This is a genomic window from Candidatus Bartonella washoeensis Sb944nv (assembly GCF_000278135.1).
Taxonomy (GTDB): Bacteria; Pseudomonadota; Alphaproteobacteria; order Rhizobiales; family Rhizobiaceae; genus Bartonella; species Bartonella washoeensis.
The window spans coordinates 525,646-545,625 of sequence record NZ_JH725022.1 but is presented as its reverse complement, the minus strand read 5'-3'; the positions used below and the strand labels follow the sequence as shown (position 1 = coordinate 545,625).

Below are 19,980 nucleotides of genomic sequence, written 5' to 3'. Positions count from 1 at the left end.
CCACCAAGACTTGCTGCCATTATTCCCACTGAGCGCCCTGATGCGATTAAACCTCACCAACTTGTTTTAAGAGCACGGCTGAGCGCTCCAAGCTTCACAAAAGGAGTTATGAGTTGCAGAAGCCCGAGGCGTGTGCCGGCAAGAGTAAAGCGCAACACCCGCAAAGCAATATTAAAAGCCATCAGAGCTGCAATGGTTTTGATGATGGCACTTGTTAAAGCGGGATGGGCATTGGCCCATGCCATAAGCCCATTGGTAAAATTACCAACACTTTCCATCAAACTGTTGACAGGAGGCAAGAGCACTTCACCAATGGTAATGCCCAAAGCCACAATGCGGTTTTGCAAAAGTTCAAACTGTCTGATGGCACCGGTTGCTTGTTTGTCCGCTTCTTGCTCTACCGAACCTTTAAAGATTTTGGGATCTTTCACATATTCTAAAGCTTGTCCTAACAATTCCGGATTACCAACCAATTTGGCAAAATCACCGGTAAAATCGCGCCCAGCAATGGCAATCAGAGAACGCATGCCCTGTTCTGATTTGGCTAAAACATCAAAAAAGCGCACCAAGGTCCCAGTGGCGTCTTTATCCAGATCTTCCATAAACTTTTGCCGTGAAAGACCGATATTGGCAAAAGCATCTTCTATATGTTTGCCCCCTGCCTGAATGCGCGCACTCATGGCATTAAAACCACGCGCTGCACTTTCAAGGACAATACCCGCAGAAATCATTGCCGTACCAAACGCCGCTGTTTGACGTGCGGTGAGCTTAAACATGGTTGCTGCACCGGTGGCACGATTGGTAAAATCAGACACTTCACTGGCTTTTGCCGCCATATGGTTGGAGAGATGATTGATAGCATCACCTAAATCTTCAATGCCTGCTTGATCCAGTTTGAAGACATTGCGCAATTTGGCAAAGCGTTCACCAATCTGATCCCCCGTCATATCAAATGCTACAGCTGCTTTTGCGGCATAAATACTAAAGGCTTCTAGATCTTGTTCGCCAATCCCTGCTTGACTGGCACTGATCATCAGTTCCAAAACTTCACGCGCAGCTGACATACAATGAAGAAAAAATTCCCGTGTCTTCATTATAGGTGAATATAATGGTCAGTTTCAATCAAAAATACTACGATAACGGTATTATCCATTACCCTTCTACACTGCAAAACTACGTCATTCATGGCGGAGATGAAGCCAATTTCTTTCCCTAAATTTGATTTTTTTAAGAGTTAAATACATATTGACTATTTTAAAAAAAACAATTAGATAGATATAAATTGATCAGAATTGTTAGGAGGTGGATTATGCTTGCAGCTATATATGCATTGGTAGTAAGCGCAATAGTATTAGCGTTGGGATCGGATTTATTGTATCGTGTATGGTAAACTTAGAGCTGTACGTCTTTGCAAGAGATAATGATTATAGTGTACTAATCATATTTTGTAGTGAATAAGATATAGTAGTGGGGTTGGTTTATTATTATGAGGTGTTTTGGTTTTCTTTCTACTCTTTAAAGCGATGGCTTTATTAACTTTGAACCCAAAAGATGCTGATGTTAGATTCTAACCCCTTTATTCTCACGAAAATTATTTTGTCATCTATCTGATTTTATAAGCTTTCAACGAAGGATCCACAATCCGAGAAATTTTTGAAGCTCTAAAATCTGTGGAAATTTTTAGTATTAATAATATTTGCTACTTCGTTTTAAGGTTTTGAAATAAAAATTTTTACTGTTTTTTACTGTCTTTATATTCTCGTAACGTGCCATAAATTCACGATTGGAAAACTGGAAATAATGCCATCCACAAATCGTATAAAATTGCCATCTATCTTCATTGCACACCTCACTAGTTTTTTTGTTTAGCCATAGAATTCCTCTGATTGTGACTTTAGTTGAAGGAAGAACTTTATCTGTTCCATTAAGATTTTTGAATTGTGATGTTAAGAACCGTTTCTTGATTTTTTATGATCATGATAAGGTAACAATGCCCCTACTCAAAGTATGAGGATAAATCCAATCATTACTTCACACCAGTTGGTAGCATTTATTCTTATCACTTCAGTCTATATATCAGCAATTTGAGACTTTCTTAAATTTTATGAGCTAAAATATAAAGTTGAGTGCTTCATTTGGCACATTTGGAAACGGGATAAATTATATCGCATTGTTATGGCTCGCTTACAATCAGACAAGTTCAATTCATAGTGTAGCGCTTCTAATGTTTTTTCTCTGGATGCCTAGCATTATTTTTTCGCCTGTTTTTAGTGTATTTACTAAAAATACAATTTTAAGACGCAGATTATTATTTCAAATCTTGTCAGAGGTTTGGTGATCATCGGTTGAGTAATACTTTGACAATTTAACATAGAAATTGAATTGATGGTCTTATCTGCTCTCTTGGGTATTTTTATCTCTTTTTATACGCCATCCGCTGTTCCTTTAATCCAAAGTATCGTTGCAAAAGAACATCTAATCAATGCGAACACAACAATCGATATGCTCTATGAACTTTGTGCTATCCTGGGTATGGGGTTAAGCAGATTTATACTCTCCTATGCAGGAATAAAAGGAACGTTTCTAATAGGCGGCATATTCTTTATTATTGCTGGTTTATTTAATTTTATAATGAAGATGCCTAAAAACCAAAGATCTCAAAGTAAAAACCAGAAAAACTGGTGGGGAAATTATATAGTATCACTTCGTTATTTTAAGAAGAACCCAACTTTTTTTATGCCTTGTATAAGCCAGATAATTATTATGACTTTCTTAATGACTATTCCTGTTATTTTTGTTCCCTATATACAAGAGATCTTGAATGCAGGTAGAAGAACTTTTACAATGTTCGAAGCACTTTATTCAGCAGGTGTATTTATTGGTGCGCTTCTTTCACTACTTTTTTGTAAAGTTTTATCCGTAAGAAAAACACTAGTATTTTTATTAGCTGTTATGGCTATTGATCTTATAATTCTGTCTGTCAATACACACACTCATTGTTTTCCGGTTTATTTCATGATTGGATTTGGACTTTCGAGCTGGGTTCTTTCAATTTCTTTATTACAACTCTCTCGTAATCCTGAATATCAGGGAATAGTTTAATGGTATCTCTGGGTGTTTTATCCTTGGAATCTATCTATTTATGGCAAGAGATACTAACGGCATTTCACCTCAGCCTATATATGTTTTCTTCAAATTATCATTGCAGTTTCTGGAATATTCTCAGCCTATTTTACAAAAATGAGAAACAAAAAAATTGATAAATTGCGTTTTTTATGCAATTTTTAAAATAAAAATTTTAATAAATTATTTTTTTAAATTTATTTTCTAATTATAAATAAATTTTATATTCATCTCCTTTTCAATATCGTAAAAAAATTTTCTTCGATTGTTATAATAAAAAAATAATTTATAAATTAAAAATAGAAAATAAATAATAATTAAAATTAATATTATAAAATATAATATTTTATTTCATAAAATGGTATTTATATTTTAATTATTGTTTATAAATTAATAACCTTAAATACGATAAATATGATAAAAACTCATACAAAGATGATTTTCTTCATAAAATGTCTTCTTATAAAATTCAAAATACTTTTCATAGAAAATGTACATCCTATATAATATAGGAAATGGTTACGGAGATATCTTTATGTTAAATTTACGAAATGATTCAATTGTATTTTATCCTATAATTAAAATGTTAAAGCGAATCTCAATCATTATTTTCTTGGCATGTTTAATACCATCTTTAAGTGGTTGCGGATTTAATACGATACCAACAAATGAAGAAAAAGCACATGCAGCATGGAGTGAAGTATTGAATCAATATCAACGCCGAGCAGATCTTATTCCCAATCTTGTAGAAACGGTCAAAGCCTACGCATCTCATGAACAAGCTGTTTTTACAAATGTTATTGAAGCACGTGCAAAAGCAACACAAGTGAACATTAATGCTGATATGTTGAATAACCCAGAAATAATGCAGCAATATCTCAACAATCAAGCAAATTTATCAAGCGCACTTTCACGTCTTATGGCCATTGTTGAAAACTATCCTGATCTCAAAGCAAATCAGAATTTCCTCGCTCTTCAATCACAATTAGAAGGGACTGAAAACCGTATCTCTGTTGCCCGTCGTGATTATATTGAATCAGTACGTATATACAATACCACACTAAAAACAATGCCAACAATGATTTGGGCAAAACTATGGTTTCGGGATGCTAAACCTATGCCAACGTTTACTATAGATACCAATAGCCAACAAACACCAAAAGTCAATTTTAATTAATGAAATTGTTTCGATATTCCACACAACGCGTTGTTTTTCAACACTTATTATCTCTTATAAGCCTTCTGTATTTGGTTGCTGTATTGGGAAGTGTCGCTTGTTCGCAGAACAAATTTCCTCCCTTAACTGGCTATGTTAACGATGTAGCTCATTTACTCGATGATGCGACAAAGGAAGACTTAACAAAAAAACTTGCTGCACTCGAAGAAAAAACTGGAGATCAAATTGCTCTTGTAACTCTCCCAACCCTTTCAGGAAGTGATATAGAAACCTACAGTAATGCTCTTTTTCGCAGATGGGGATTGGGTCAAAAAAAGATCAATAACGGTGTATTGCTGGTTATTGCACTTAATGAGCGCACAGCACGTATAGAGGTAGGATATGGTTTAGAAGGAGAGCTAACGGATGCTCTTTCCTCTGTCATCATTAATAACTTTATTATTCCCAATTTTCGCGAAGGAAATTATCAAAAAGGAATTGTTGAAGTCGTTGATGCAATTATCAAAGTTATTACAAAAAGTGATTCTCATTTTACTTTTCGAATCAAAGAGAAAGCAAAAATTATTGAAGCACAACGTAAACAAGCTGAAAAAGAAGAAATGGTAATCAATGCAATCATGTTTTTAATCCTTTTTATAACGGTTGGTCTCCCCATTCTTGCAATGATTTTTGGTAAAAAAGTAGGCCCACAAAAGTATCTCTGGATGGGTATCATCTTCACTCCTTGGTTTCTTAACTTAAGTGCCAGTAGCAAATATCCTGGTGGAAGATTTGGTGGTCCCCGAGGTGGAGGAGGGTTCAGGGGTGGTGGTGGATCATCAGGTGGTGGCGGTGCAACAGGAAAATGGTAAAACGCATGTAATTTTTTTAAGCGTAGCGAATTTTCTTATGATAAAAATTACCGTATTATTTCAATTTTAATAAAAAATTCGATACCTTATGCTGCCATCACTTTTATTGAGTTCAACACAAATACGAACGCCAACATAAATATTGCCATGACATTTGAATTGAAACATACTGATCGTAGCCATTTACCACATCACTTTAAAACAATCCCTAGCAATCCACCTGTTGAATGGAAAATAAGTGATAACTTGGTCGAATATCCTGAAGCACTGCGTTATATGCAAGAGCGTGTAGAAAAGATTCTTGCAAAAACTGCGCATGAACAAGTTTGGCTTCTTGAACATCCTTCCCTTTATACAGCTGGTACAAGCGCGAAAAAACAAGATCTTTTAGCACCTCATTTATTGCCTGTTTATGAGGCAGGCCGTGGCGGTGAGTTTACTTATCATGGGCCAGGCCAGCGTATTGCTTATATTATGCTTGATCTTAAACGCCGAAAACAAGACATCCGTGCTTTTATTAGTGCATTAGAAGAATGGATTATACAGATGCTGGCAAAATTTAATATTAGAGGTGAACGCCGTGAAGATCGCGTTGGTGTTTGGGTTAAACGATCGCATTGTCCATCCACACAAAACGATTATTCTTGCGAAGATAAAATCGCAGCTATCGGCATTCGTGTACGCAAATGGGTAAGCTTTCATGGCGTTTCTATCAATGTTGATCCGAACTTAGCACATTATTCAGGGATTGTTCCCTGTGGAATCACAAATTACGGTGTAACCAGCTTTCTTGATCTAGGTTTCCCTGTAACAATGTACGATATTGATATTGCTCTGAAACAAGCATTTGAAGAAATTTTTGGTCCAACAATTGATGTTTCCTAAGTGCATTGATTTTTAAATAAAAAACAGGCATAAAACTCTCTTGATATAAGAGTTTATTCATGAGGTAGATAGTTAAACGCCATGAGCGATAATAAAAAGGATCTTTTTAGTATTTTCAATCATGCTCAGTCTCGGATAAATACAAAAGAAAAAAATCCGCAAATCTCAATGAGCCCAGAAGCAATGACTGCGAAAAAGGATACACACGAAGATAACTATAACGCCCACTCTATTAGGGTTCTTGAAGGCTTAGAGCCGGTGCGTTTACGTCCTGGAATGTATATTGGTGGAACAGATAGTAAAGCACTTCATCATTTGTTTGCCGAAATTATTGACAATGCGATGGATGAAGCTGTTGCTGGTTATGCAGATTTAATTGATGTATCCTTAGATAGAAATGGTTATTTAACAGTTACAGATAATGGACGCGGCATTCCTGTCGAAAATCATCCTCAAATGCCTAGTAAATCTACTCTTGAAGTTATTATGACGCAACTTCACTCAGGTGGAAAGTTTGATGGCAAAGCTTATCAAACTGCTGGTGGGTTGCATGGGGTAGGAATTTCTGTTGTCAATGCTCTTTCTGATGATATGGAAGTTGAAGTAGCACGAGAACGCAAACTTTACCGACAACGTTTCTCGCGGGGTATTCCTCAATCTGGATTAGAAGATTTGGGTGACGTCTATAATCGTCGTGGCACACGCGTTCGTTTTCATCCTGATGGTAAAATTTTTGGCGAAAAAGCGGCTTTTGATCCAGAAAAAATCTATAAGATGGCGCGCTCTAAAGCCTATCTTTTTGGCGGCGTAAAAATTCGCTGGAACTGCGATCCTGCCCTACTTGAAGATACAAAAAATATTCCCGAAAAAGCTGTTTTACACTTTCCAGATGGACTTAAAGATTATTTACTCTCATCATTGGAAAATGAATATCGGGTCACATCGGAAATTTTTTCTGGTAAAACAAAACAATATAATGGTCATGGATCTGTTGAATGGGCTGTTGCTTGGCATGGTGGTGATGCTTACGTACAATCTTATTGTAATACTATTCCCACTGGAGAAGGTGGCACACACGAAATAGGACTGCGTCAAGCTCTTTTGCGCGGTTTGAAATCCTATGCTGAATTAATAGGAAACAAGCGCGCTGCTATTATTACGTCTGATGATGTTATGATTTCAACCGCTGCAATACTTTCAATTTTCATCAAAGATCCTGAATTTGTTGGACAAACTAAAGACAGATTAGCGACAATTGAAGCTCAACGTATCGTTGAAAATGCAATACGCGATCCTTTTGACCATTGGCTGACAAATTCTCCACAAGAATCAACAAAACTTCTTGATTGGGTTATTGAACGTGCTGAAGAACGTGTTAAACGGCGCCAAGACAGAGAAATCAATCGAAAAACTGCTGTACGTAAATTACGTCTACCCGGCAAACTGGCAGATTGTAGCCAAAGCTGTGCTGCTGGTGCTGAATTATTCATTGTTGAAGGTGATTCTGCTGGTGGTTCTGCTAAACAAGCGCGAAACAGAGCAAACCAAGCAATTTTACCTCTTCGTGGAAAAATCTTAAATGTAGCAAGTGCCGCACACGAGAAAATGAATTCAAGCCAAACAATAGGTGATCTTATACTTGCTCTTGGATGTGGAACACGCTCTAAGTATCGTGAAAAAGATCTCCGATATGAACGGATTATCATTATGACGGATGCGGATGTTGATGGTGCTCATATTGCCTCACTCCTCATCACCTTCTTTTTTCAAGAGATGCCAGATCTTATTCGTCAGGGACATTTATACCTTGCCGTGCCTCCTCTTTATAGAATATCGCAAGGAGGAAAAGTTGCTTATGCACGTGACGACGCCCATAAGGATGAATTACTAAAAACTGAATTCACTGGAAAAGCTAAAATCGAAATTGGACGTTTCAAAGGGCTTGGAGAGATGCGCGCTGAACAGCTTAAAGAAACAACTATGCATCCTCAAAAGCGTACATTGTTACGTGTTACTATTGACGCAGTAGAACTGCAAGAAACAAAAAATATAGTAGAAAGCTTAATGGGAACCAAACCAGAAGCACGATTTCGATTCATACAAGAAAACTCTACTTTTGTTTCTAATCTAGATATATGATTTTTAAAAAATATTCCTTTTAAACTACTGCTGCTGCATCAATAACGCGTAGTTGTGGATTAATTGTTCCATTCCAATAATTCAAACTAAGATTACCAGCCAAATGAATCATTTCACCAATATTTTCAGAAAGAAAATAACCAAGCGATGTTCCCACCGCACGGAAAGCTATTCCTTGCAGCTTTTTTCCTTCCATATTAGAGATAACAAGGCGAAGATGTCCTTTTCCCACCTCACAAAGATTCATTAACCGATGAGAGGGAAGAACAAAAATAGGAGTAGTATTCCCTGAACCAAATGGTCCTGCTTTTTCTATCATATCAAAAAGCGCTTTATTGGCTCCAGAAGCAGAAAGACAACCATCTATACTAAGAGACTTTTTAGCATGCAATTGTGAAACCCTTACAGAGACTTTTTCCTCCAGCCATTCTCGAAAATTGTCAATTTTTGTCGATTTGATTGTGATTCCAGCTGCCATAGTATGTCCCCCACCCTTTTCTAATAAATTTAATGTAACAGCTTCACGAACAAGTGCTCCTAAATCTATACCGCTAATTGAGCGTCCCGATCCTACCCCGCTTCCATCTTCTTTCAAAGCAATTGCAAAAACAGGACAAAAAAAACGCTCTTTTAAGCGGGACGCAAGAATACCAATGATTCCTGGATGCCATTCTTGATGAGCAATCACAAGTGACAAAGGTGTTTCTCTCTCTTGATAAAGAGAAGCAATATAAGATTCTGCTTGAGCTAATTGAAGAGCCTCCATTTCTTGGCGTTCTTGATTAAGCTGATCTAATTGTTCTGCTATTTGTTCAGCTTCATTTTTATCATCACAGCAGAGCAAACGTGCTCCTAAAGCTTGATCTCCAATACGGCCCCCTGCATTAATTCTAGGACCTAATAAAAAACCTAAATGAAAACTATTAAGCGGCTCACTTATACGTGCAACCTTGGTTAAAGCTGCTATCCCGAAATTATGCATAGAACGAGCAACTTGAAGCCCTTTAGCTACAAACGCGCGATTAACACCTTGTAACGGAACGACGTCACATATAGTCGCCAATGCAACAAGATCAAGCATACTTAGAAGATCAGGAAGCTTCCCGCCAAAGTTTTGCTTCCGCAACAAATGATTAACCCATGCTAATGTAACAAAGACAACGCCAGCAGCACACAAATGCCCCTGTCCAGAAAAATCATCAGGGCGATTAGGGTTGACAAGAGCAACAGCTTCCTGATGAACCTCTGACATTTGATGATGATCTAAAATCACAACCTCAGCACCTGCAAGCCTTACTGCTTTTACTGCATCTGGACTGTTCGCGCCACAATCAACGGTGATAATCAAATGAGCACCTTCTTGCACGAGCATCCTCATTGCTTGTTCATTTGGGCCATATCCTTCAACAATACGATCAGGAATATAAATTTTTACTTCTATACCAAAATAACGTAAAAAGCGTGCTATAAGCGCTGATGAACAAGCACCATCAACGTCATAATCACCAAAAACAGCAATCTTCTCTTGATTCAAAATAGCTTTAACGATGCGCTCTGCTGCATATTGCATATCCGTAAAGCTTTCTGGATTAGGCATTAGCGTGCGCAAAGTTGGATTGATAAAAGCAACAGCTTCAGATTCATCGACATCTCTTGCCGAGAGAACGCGCGCTAACGCATCTGGAAAACCAAATTTTTGAGAAATAGCACGCGCATTATTTACCCCTTGAATATCAAGGGCATCTAACCAAGCCTGACCACAAGCAGAAGATTCAACATTGAGAAAATAACGAGAACGTTGCATTGTCGTCCGTTCTACAATGAAAGCGAATAAAATACAATCAAGAGTTAAAGATAAAGCACTCTTTTGCAGCATCCATTTTTGCCTAAAATGTAAGTAAATTACTCTACATATGTAGTATTAAAGTACCTCAACTATAAAGCACTGTTTTATAAGTTTTTATTTTCTCTTGACGTAAATCAAAAGACATTATATTCAGAACAGTTATTATGTGTTAAATATTTCGCTGATAACAATTTTCAACGCACAGCAGCAAAAATCCCCTTAATGTTAAAGGGTTTTTATAAAGGATCTTCTATGGCAACTTTTTCACAAAAGCCAACTGAAGTGGTGAAAAAATGGGTTATTATTGACGCAGAAAACCTCGTTTTAGGTCGTCTTGCCGCATTTGTTGCGAACCGCTTACGTGGCAAACATAAGGCTACATTTACTCCACATGTCGATGATGGTGACAATGTTATTGTGATCAATGCAGATAAAATAGCTCTCACCGGTAAAAAATATACAGATAAAAAATATTATTGGCATACCGGATATATTGGTGGAATCAAAGAGCGCACAGCTCGCAAAATCCTTGAAGGCCGTTTTCCTGAACGTGTTGTTGAAAAAGCTGTGGAGCGCATGATTCCTCGTGGACCACTTGGTCGTCGTCAATTGAGGAATTTACGTGTTTATGCTGGAAGCCAACACCCGCATGCAGCACAACAGCCCGAATCTCTTGACGTTGGTGCTTTAAACCGCAAAAACAAAAGGATTGCTTGATTATGGCTGAAATTAATTCTCTTTCTGAGCTTAGCGTAGTAACAAGTATTGAAGAAACTAAAGAAAATGTTACTCCTATCCATGTGCAAAAGCTTGATTCACAAGGACGTGCCTATGCAACAGGAAAACGTAAAGATGCTGTTGCTCGCGTATGGGTCAAACCAGGTTCTGGGAAAATCATCATTAACGGTAAGGAATTTGACAAGTATTTCGCGCGTCCTGTTCTTAGGATGATTCTTCGTCAGCCAATCGTTGCAACAAAAAGGGATACCCAATTTGATATTGTTGCAACCGTTGCAGGTGGTGGTCTTTCTGGACAAGCCGGTGCGGTACGCCATGGTATTTCCAAAGCTTTAACCTATTACGAACCAGAACTTCGCACGATCTTGAAAAAAGGTGGCTTTCTTACCCGTGATAGTCGTGTTGTTGAACGTAAAAAATACGGTAAAGCAAAAGCGCGTCGTTCTTTCCAATTCTCAAAGCGTTAATTTCAATTTTTGTGCAATACATCGAGAGCCCTGTTTTGGCGGGGCTTTATATTTATTAAATCGGTTCTTTTTAAGTAGAACGTGGTAGCCAATTTTATCTATCATGAGAAAAATTTCAAAGAGTAAAATGACCTATTTCTTCCTGAGAGATAAGCCTAAAAGAGGTCGTCCGGAAATGCTTGAAAACCTTCGCTTCAATTTTTAGAATCTTTACTTCAGCTTCAGTAGTCCAGACCTAACTATGCGTTCGTTTACAAAAACATTTGCAATACAATTAAAGCCTCCTCACTAGCTTTTTCTCCCATTCTTTAGCCATAGCTTCAATCCAAGAAGTTTTTTACCATTGTGATAAAATGAGGAACAGAAATAGGCTTTGACATGTATTCTTCACATCCACTTGCACGAATTCTTTCTTCATCCCCTTTCATAGCAAAAGCTGTTACCGCAACAATGGGGATAGATCTAAGTTTCTCATCTTCTTTTAATTGTTTAATAACATCGATCCCTGATACCTCAGGTAACTGAATATCTACAAGGATAAGAGAGGGCATTGATGAACGGGCCAATTCTAATGCCATAAGACCATTCCGCGTTTCAACGGTTTCATAGCCACTCGCCTCGACAAGATCACGGAATAATTTCATATTCAGTTCGTTATCTTCCACGATCATGACTTTTTTTGACATGAATATAACTCCACCCTTTTGAGATAAAATAGACAAAGAGAAATTAATACATAATCCCTCTACTTTAAGATAAAATGATAAAAAAAATTGTAAACCACAAAGAAACGAAATAACGCCCGATAAAAGCATTTTTTCGCAAAATTAATATTTGTATTGCTAAAACGTGACGCTTCTTCAGTTCATAAAAAGAAAGTTTTTATGACCCTGAAGACTTTATTATTATATACTTTTTAAAATTGATATACAAAGTTTCTGGGTATTGGAATAAACACGTAAGCCTTTTTACCTTAGAAAGATAAAAACATACAAATGATTTCAAATACCGGCTTTTGAGTAGGAAAAAACAATTCCGTAATTTTGATATGCAAAGATGTTTTAGTCAGTAAGCAATCAGTGTTTTCTGCTGCAATGTTTTGTTATCCTAGAGGTTTTTTTTATACATCAATACAGCTATTGGATAACAAATCAAAAAAAGGTTATCTGTGGATTTTAAACGAGATTTTAGAATAGATCACACAATGCAATTAATGCATTTTTAAATACAAAAACGGTAGCAACACTGGAAAATGAAAACTTTTATTATAGTATTTGCTTCTTCAGCTGAAAATACAAAAATAATAATATTATTAAATATTTTATATAATAGTCTCTATAAAAAAGTTATTTAAATATATCAAGAATATAACATGTTATGAAAAATGCTATGAAAAAAATTACAAAAAATGAAATTGTTATTATAATTGAAAATAAGCATATTTAAAATAAAAACACTAAAATACACCCACATAACTAATATCTACAACAATAATTAAAATAAAAATATATAATTAATATATGACTGAAATATATTTAATAAATATTTTTAGAAATATTTATTAAATATATGTCTACAAAATTAGCATAAATTAATATATTAATAAATTGTGTTATAAATTAATAATAGCACGCATTATACTGAGAATTTCATCATATAGCTCTTCCTACTCCATAGCCAATACCAACACCGATTCCTGCCCCCGCTCCTGCTCCTGTCAATATTCCAAATCCGCCTGATATTACTCCTCCCACTACACCTCCTACAAACACTCCAGCAGTCCTTCCCACATCTCTTCCTACCACTCCCATTGAATTTGCTGTAGAGAAATAATCGCCGACATTACACCCAGGCTGTGATCCACTACTTGAAAAATTAATTGATGAAATATCAGACCAAGCATTAGACAAACTATGAGACCAACCAGTATTAGACTAACCACTAAGCCAACAAAACATACGAATTCTCCTTTTATCTATATTTTAAAAAAGTATCACTATAACACGCATTAAACGTGTTATTATACGACTTAGAAAAAAATCAAACACAATGCTTAAATATTATAAATAAAAATACGCATAAAACTATAAATATATTATTTTTATATTTTTTTAATAATTGTATATTTTATAAATAATAATATTTACAATACTTTTAGAAAATTTAATCAGCGTTTTTCTTTTAACAAAAGCATAAAATAAAATGTATTGTTCACCCGAAAAGTTATTATCCTTCTCTTGGTTTACAAAAGCCATAAAGAAATATATTCATACCGTCATCAAACTCAGTTTTGTTGCTATTGTCTTGTGCGCACACACTGGTTAAACCTTTTATTGTTCAGACGATTATAGACCGCATCTATCCTTTCAGCATGTGGAAAATGCTTTATGCACCACTGTTCTTATGATTGCTATTCTATGCTGTTTCGCGCAACTCTTAGTATTTTCTTCTCTGGCAGTTTAGGGGGTTATGTAACCAATGGGCTTACACTAGAATGTCGATTTATACCCATGTTTTAAGCCTCTTCTTGCCCATGCATTTTGCAAATGGAGGAATTGTTCATACCTATCGGAAAAATTGGTATATTGCTATAGACTAACATATCTACGGAAAAAATTAATAATAAAGAATAGAGCACCTACACAGAATATTGCTTTTATAGCCTCTTACTAATTCAATTACTCATTTTTCGGAAAATAAGAATAGCTACAAAGCTATAGATGATTAATAAAAATTATTTAATATTATTAATAATAAATCAAATTTTATCACATAATATTATTAAATATAAATATATATAAAATAAATTTATATTTTATGAATTTTAAAAATATTTATTTATTTTTATATTTAATGTTTAATTTATTAAAAACCAAAAAAATAATTAAATTGTTATATATTATTACGAGATATATATTGATCAAAAAAAATCTGATATACCAGCGCTGTAACAACAACATAGATAAATAAAGAATGCAAAATAATAGTTTTATCGAAATAAATATTAATGAAAGAATAGAAATTCCTAAAGTACTCGAAAATAAAACCCAAGAAAATACTGCCTATCATCCAATATCTAAGCTCAGTGATATACTGAGCACGGTTGCTCTATAGATCTACATGAAGATTTTTGAAGACAACGTTCATCACTCATTCTTGTGCGATTGAATGAAATAAGCCGAAGAGAGTACCAAACAAAAAAAGCGCCACAAAAGCTTCTGCATTCGCAAACACTAAAAAAGATAAAAAAGCCATAAAGAGATTATTGTTGGGACAAAAAGATAAGATAGCTGAGAAAAGCTAAGTATTCCCGAATGGATGCTAATGTAATTGCCTACTGAAGGTATAAGTAATGGGAGATAACTCCCAAATTTTTGCAACTGCGATATCACTGTCAAGTTAACCATCAGCGTTGCAGAAGAATTCTCTGAATGATTCCGTAGCTTTTTAACCACGCCATAAATATACGGTCCATAAGCTCCTGATAACGTAACCGCCAAAGGAAAACAAGATCGCATTTATTATAACAATAAAAACATCGGAGAAATTGCAACGTAAAGCCCCCCAAAAGAACACTTTTATATGTACCACGTAATCAGCTAAATACCGATAAGAATATCGGCCTATAACGGCCAAAAAGCGCATTCATCGTTTTAGCAACAGTTTCGCTTGCTCGATATACATTTTGCGTATATTCAATATTGTTCCTCAAAGAAAGATTGCCGCCTCTCTTTTGCCCTATATTTTTATTTCCCTATAATCGCCAATCTTAATTTATAAATTTTATACTCTTAAAAACACATTAAAGCTCGCATTTACTTTAATCATGGATGAAGAAGGGAGCGGTATTCAATATATTCACATAGTTTTCTATTTACACTACAAGACATCAGAAAGACTTTCAAAGTAAGACCGTCTTTAAATACAAAACGAATGACATCAATTTATTTTCTATCAGGTTAAATAGATATTTTGTAAGATTTAGATTATAAAGAGGCATTATCATTCAATTCATTGTTCTTGTCGTGCTTCATATGAGATTATTCCGATATGTCCCACTCATCTTTACCATTGTAGATTGGTAGCCTCTTTGTACATTTGTGTTTTATTCACATTGAATAAAACATTCATTAGCTATTCTTTCCATTCTATTTATACATGAGTGCTTTTATAATTAAAGCATGTATTAAAGGATGGCTTTAAAGAATAAAAAATATAAATTATTTGTTATATTTATTTTTCATATTTTTTACAGAGACCGACTTTACAAGTTGATGTAGCTACAAAATTCTTAAAAATAATTAATCCAAGAAAATCTTTGGGATGACATTAACCCTTTGGTCTTTCCTTCAGTAATAAGAGATGCACTTAAATTTAATTTTTTCCTAAATTAATTTTAAAAATGAAAAAAAATCCTAAAGACAAAAGCAAAATATAATAGAAAATATGACTGCTTTCTAATGTACTAAAAACATCTTATATTTTCTATTTCTATCTTAAAATCAAAAATACATTAAAACTCTTATCTTATTTATAATTTTTCAAAAGATTAATTAAAAACTATAACGCAATCCAGCAGAAAAACGAATTCCAGAAAAACCAGCCTTAGTAAATTTATGCTGATAGCTTAGATCACCATGAAATGTAACTTTTGAAGACAGTTTTGAATGAATACCAAATCCAGTTTCTAAAGAAGAACCAAAAGATCCCAGCTGGAAAGCATCTTTAAAATATACCAATTTTTTTTCTCCAAAACCATGTGTAAAATAAAAATTTCCATAGAAAGAGGTTACATGATCCTCTTCAAATGCTGTTAGCTTCTTGGTTAAACGCCCACCAACACGCATCACCCATTGATCAGATTTTCCCATCTCAATATCAAAGCCGTCAATATCACGAGCCTTATGAAACTGGAGCTGTTGATAAATAAGCTGAACCTGCGGATCAAAAACAAAACCTTCATACCCTATCATAAAGGCTTTACCAGCAGAGAAAGAAATGTTCAAAGGATTTGCTTTTAATGTCGCTGTTTTTCCCCATGCAAAGCTAGTAACATCCCCTTTAAATAAACCATAGGATAAAAAGCCATCTACATAAAAGCCAGCGTCATGTTCCATACTACCATATGCTGTAACTGACCATTTATTAAATGTACTTTTTTGACTTTTTGCAACATTCCGAGGCTGCAAAGAAAGTTTTCCGTAAGTTCCCGTAAGCCCAAAGGATGTAGTGCTGTATGCGCTTTCTATTGTTTTCATGAGAATTCCTGTTTCTACAGCCTTATAGTCAAAGTCACCACTGTAGCCATATTCAAGTGCAGAAAGATCTGAAACATAACCATAACTCCCGCCATAACCATTAATAGACAAAGCAAGAGTTTCATCATTTTTGAGCAGTCTACTCGAAATAGATCGCATAGTTCTCAATTGTTTGTTTTGATTACTGATATCCATCAACCCAGCATGGAAAAAGGCATTTGGCAAAAGAAGATAAGTTGGAACCTGCGGAACAACATCCCTCACCCTTAATGCAGAATTAGCTACAACAGATGCAACGGAAGCAGACTGAACGTATTTACCCTCAAGGCGAAAATCCCAAAAATCTCCATCGCCTTTAACTAATCTTTGAGCAGCCTGTGAATTCCCAAGAGAAGAACCTGGACCATACGCGTGGAGATAATACTGGTAAGGCAAACCTTCCAACGCAATATAAGCACTACTTAACTGAAAAGAATCTTCAGCTGCTTTTCCAGAAACTTGAACAATTGAAATACTGTGTGCATTTTTGTCATCAGCTTCTTCCTTTTGATTTTCTGCAACAAATTGCACATATAGTGTAGTTTTTCCAGAAACATCGCCGTGGATTAAAAGTCGGTCAGTCTTTTGAGTATTGAGCGAACCATCTCTATTGAGATACGCATTGAAATAAAGGCGTGCACCACCCTGCGCACTATAAGCTTCTTCCCCTCCCTTTCCAATATGAAGTGTCTGATACTCCTGAAACGTTGGAGATTCAAAAGCAATAACGCTATCAGAAAGTTTTATAAATGAAATTGATGACATTATACCGTTCAAGGCTTGCTGATTTATATTTTTCCTTTTTGTTAAAACCCATTTTGATCCTTCCGTCAAATAAAGTTCAACAGTAGAATCATCAGCAACACGGGTGCCTCCTGTAAGTGAAGAAGAAGCAGCCAAAATAGCCACAGAAGCCCCGTTCTCAGCTGTTAACAATAAATCACCAGAAATCTTTGTATCTTTTGTTAGTGCAATATAACCACTACTCTTATTACTATGAATAACCGTACCATCTGGTACCTCAAAAGTCGTCTTTTTCAAAAAGACTATCCTTTTTTCGTATTCATGGTTTCCTGTATTTTTATCAAAGTGCATACCATGCTTGTTACCTGTCAACGTAATTGTCGAATCTTCAATATTAACCCGCGAAATTAAAATATTTCCTTCTTGGTTGACAGTTGTTTGTGCTTTAGGATCTAATCCAACCCACAAAACATCAACATCGGCAGCAAGAACATCGCTATTCTTTAAATAAGTAAAGCCATGCGGATTTATGTTTAAAACTGCATGAGCAACATCATCTTCCTCATTTGTATTTTCTCTGTCTGCCATTCTTTGATTTTCTGAAATAATGGTAACACCATCTAAAATTGTACTCCCCCTTGCCCCCACATAAAGAGCAGCTGCATTCGTTACATCAATCAATCCCCCTGTCATCTTAATATGCGCATCAACACCACTGAAAAGTGCTACGCCTTGACCGATTCCCTGACCTTCTAACTCAATCTTTGTGTTAGTTAAAAGAACAGATGTTCCTTGCTTTTCTGCATAAACACCCCTCTGAGAAGCCTTAATGGATCCACGATTTACCTCAATCGTCCCATTATCAGCGCTAAGACCTGTTGATACATTATTAAAGGTTGAATCACTCAAAACAACTTTCCCCCCTTGTGATGCAATTACGCCATAGGTACCTTCTAAACTCTCAGTCGCTTTAACTTCTACACGCGTTGCCTCGATCACTGTATTTGGTTGTTGCGCCACTATGGCAGCAGATGATATAAGAGAATTGTTACCCCCATTCTTTTCACTAAAAGGTACAACAAACTGGTACGTTTTATCGCTCATTGTATGTTTTGCACCATCACTGCATCTATAAGGTAATTTTCCTTCATGACATGAAAGTGGTACAGATGAAAGAGAACTCGCCTTAACATCTATATTTGATAAAAAAGAAAAAATAGCTGCTGTAAAAACGCACGAATATAAGCGATTTTTAGACACTCTCATCATCATCCCTCTTCAAATTTTCTTTTTCTAAAAAAAACAAAAAAGTAGAAAAAACCATAATTTAAAATTCGATAACTATAAAAAAAATAAAGAGTATCTACTATTTATATGATTTACATTCATACACATAATTTGTTTTGTGTTTTATGTAAAGCGAGAATAAAAAATCACAATTTACGCTTGCAACCTTTGAAAAAAACTCCTAGACATCGTTAAGAAGTAATGTAAAATGCCTAAAAAATAATCTCAATAAGTTTATATTGATAATGAAAATCACTATAAAACACGAAAAAGATAAAATGTATGGGAAATGAAATAACAATAAGAAGCTCTTTGATAACAGCGAAAATCTGCGGAAATGCTTACCATATACAGCGGCTGATGGATCAAATTTCGATACCAAAGCGATCAATACCTAAAATAAAGATTTGGAGATGCAAATAGAACTTTTGTATCAAAGCAAGGCTGCCTTAATTTTCTACCATCAATAGCTGTACCATTAAGACAATAAATTGCTTACGAAAACGTTCTTTAATGTTGCAGTCTTGCCTCACACAAAATTGAAGATATTATCTCTAATTAAATTTAAGGCTGAGGGAATATTTACGTAAAAGTGAATTGCGTAATACTGTGGATTTCCAGATAGAAACATAAGATAAAGTGGTTGACACCATTCTGAAATTGAGAACAATCAAAGTTAACTCTCTCAGTAAAATCAATTATACTAACAACTAACCACCGTGCTCTATAAAAAACTTTTTTATATCGAGTAAGTTTTGATAAACAATAACGGACAGGAATATCCATACAGTTGAAACATCAATAATATATTGCTGATCTCAAACTTAATGAGTTTTACCTGTATTTTTATTAAGAGAACCATCATTTTTCTCTCTTTCCCGTTATTTTTTCCGGTTACTTCTTTAAGAATTAGCTTAATATTATGTTGCTGATTATTACTTTTCAAAGCTTTTTTGTTTGCTGGTGCTTTCTATTCGTTTCAATATGTCTCATCAATTTACGTTCCTGTTTCGTCGAATTAGTCACACCAAAGGTATCATTATCCATAAACTGCTGATATCCGGCTATCATAAGATTTGTTAGAAAGAAGTGACTACGTTGAGCAGTCAAAAAATAAATTCCCTTTGAATCTTGCAATTTATACAGGTAGCCTGCTTTGGTCATACACTCATGAACGGATAAAAATTCACTTACGCCCGAGTCTATATTCTCGAGAGAAATATAAACTGGTTTCCAACCACATTTTGACAGTTCCTGTTAGATCACAAGTTGATTGGCCCTCGCCCTTTCCTCATAATGCTAAAGTCGATGGAGGGAGCTGATTAATACATCTAGCCGTGCTTAATAGAGTTATCCCACTCAAGAATTTCAAGATTTTCTTCATTTTCTCCTCCTTTAATTGGGTTATTTACGATGGAAAAGCTTG

At 35.3% G+C, this 19,980-nt stretch carries 11 protein-coding genes and 2 pseudogenes; 7 read left to right on the top strand and 6 right to left on the bottom strand.

What is annotated here, in order from left to right; translation table 11 throughout:
* Window positions 1–56: 56 nt before the first annotated feature.
* A pseudogene (locus MCQ_RS02270) lies at window positions 57–1,058 on the bottom strand (phage tail tape measure protein); the annotation flags it as partial.
* A 1,327-nt stretch (window positions 1,059–2,385) separates the two neighbouring features.
* Here MCQ_RS02270 and MCQ_RS09515 point away from each other — a divergent pair.
* From MCQ_RS09515 to parE, 5 genes are all read left to right on the top strand, one after another.
* Window positions 2,386–3,102, top strand: a complete 717-nt coding sequence (locus tag MCQ_RS09515; protein WP_006923292.1) for an MFS transporter — start codon at window positions 2,386–2,388, stop codon at window positions 3,100–3,102.
* Between the two features lie 556 nt (window positions 3,103–3,658).
* Window positions 3,659–4,300: a LemA family protein gene (locus tag MCQ_RS02260; RefSeq protein WP_006923290.1), complete on the top strand. Its 642-nt coding sequence runs from the start codon at window positions 3,659–3,661 to the stop codon at window positions 4,298–4,300.
* Window positions 4,300–5,151: a TPM domain-containing protein gene (locus MCQ_RS02255; protein ID WP_006923289.1), complete on the top strand. Its 852-nt coding sequence runs from the start codon at window positions 4,300–4,302 to the stop codon at window positions 5,149–5,151. The genes MCQ_RS02260 and MCQ_RS02255 overlap by 1 nt, the downstream gene beginning before the upstream one ends.
* Window positions 5,152–5,298: 147 nt before the next feature.
* The gene (gene lipB / locus MCQ_RS02250) at window positions 5,299–6,036 is read left to right on the top strand and encodes a lipoyl(octanoyl) transferase LipB (RefSeq protein ID WP_006923287.1); all 738 of its coding nucleotides are present in this window, start codon (window positions 5,299–5,301) and stop codon (window positions 6,034–6,036) included.
* An 81-nt stretch (window positions 6,037–6,117) separates the two neighbouring features.
* Window positions 6,118–8,175 (top strand): DNA topoisomerase IV subunit B, encoded by a 2,058-nt coding sequence (parE, locus tag MCQ_RS02245; RefSeq protein WP_006923286.1) that lies wholly within the window; start codon window positions 6,118–6,120, stop codon window positions 8,173–8,175.
* 19 nt (window positions 8,176–8,194) lie between these two features.
* Here parE and recJ read toward each other — a convergent pair whose 3' ends face one another.
* The gene (recJ, locus tag MCQ_RS02240; protein ID WP_035007780.1) at window positions 8,195–9,979 is read right to left on the bottom strand and encodes a single-stranded-DNA-specific exonuclease RecJ; all 1,785 of its coding nucleotides are present in this window, start codon (window positions 9,977–9,979) and stop codon (window positions 8,195–8,197) included.
* A 294-nt stretch (window positions 9,980–10,273) separates the two neighbouring features.
* Between recJ and rplM the strand changes: the two genes are divergently transcribed.
* Window positions 10,274–10,738: a 50S ribosomal protein L13 gene (rplM, locus tag MCQ_RS02235; RefSeq protein ID WP_006923279.1), complete on the top strand. Its 465-nt coding sequence runs from the start codon at window positions 10,274–10,276 to the stop codon at window positions 10,736–10,738.
* Window positions 10,739–10,740: 2 nt separating this feature from the next.
* Window positions 10,741–11,226 (top strand): 30S ribosomal protein S9, encoded by a 486-nt coding sequence (rpsI, locus tag MCQ_RS02230; RefSeq protein WP_006923277.1) that lies wholly within the window; start codon window positions 10,741–10,743, stop codon window positions 11,224–11,226.
* 320 nt (window positions 11,227–11,546) lie between these two features.
* On the opposite strand, the gene MCQ_RS02225 is transcribed toward rpsI, so the two are convergent.
* The 4 genes and pseudogenes from MCQ_RS02225 to MCQ_RS09905 all read right to left on the bottom strand — a co-directional run bounded on the left by MCQ_RS02225 (window position 11,547) and on the right by MCQ_RS09905 (window position 19,938).
* Complete coding sequence (locus MCQ_RS02225) at window positions 11,547–11,912, bottom strand: response regulator (protein ID WP_035007738.1); 366 nt, start codon at window positions 11,910–11,912, stop codon at window positions 11,547–11,549.
* Between the two features lie 966 nt (window positions 11,913–12,878).
* Window positions 12,879–13,136: a hypothetical protein gene (locus MCQ_RS02220; RefSeq protein WP_006923275.1), complete on the bottom strand. Its 258-nt coding sequence runs from the start codon at window positions 13,134–13,136 to the stop codon at window positions 12,879–12,881.
* 2,643 nt (window positions 13,137–15,779) lie between these two features.
* Window positions 15,780–18,533 carry an autotransporter outer membrane beta-barrel domain-containing protein gene (locus MCQ_RS02215; RefSeq protein WP_006923274.1) on the bottom strand — a complete coding sequence of 918 codons (2,754 nt, stop codon included), beginning with the start codon at window positions 18,531–18,533 and terminating at the stop codon, window positions 15,780–15,782.
* Between the two features lie 963 nt (window positions 18,534–19,496).
* Window positions 19,497–19,938: pseudogene (locus MCQ_RS09905) on the bottom strand (hypothetical protein).
* Window positions 19,939–19,980: the final 42 nt, after the last annotated feature.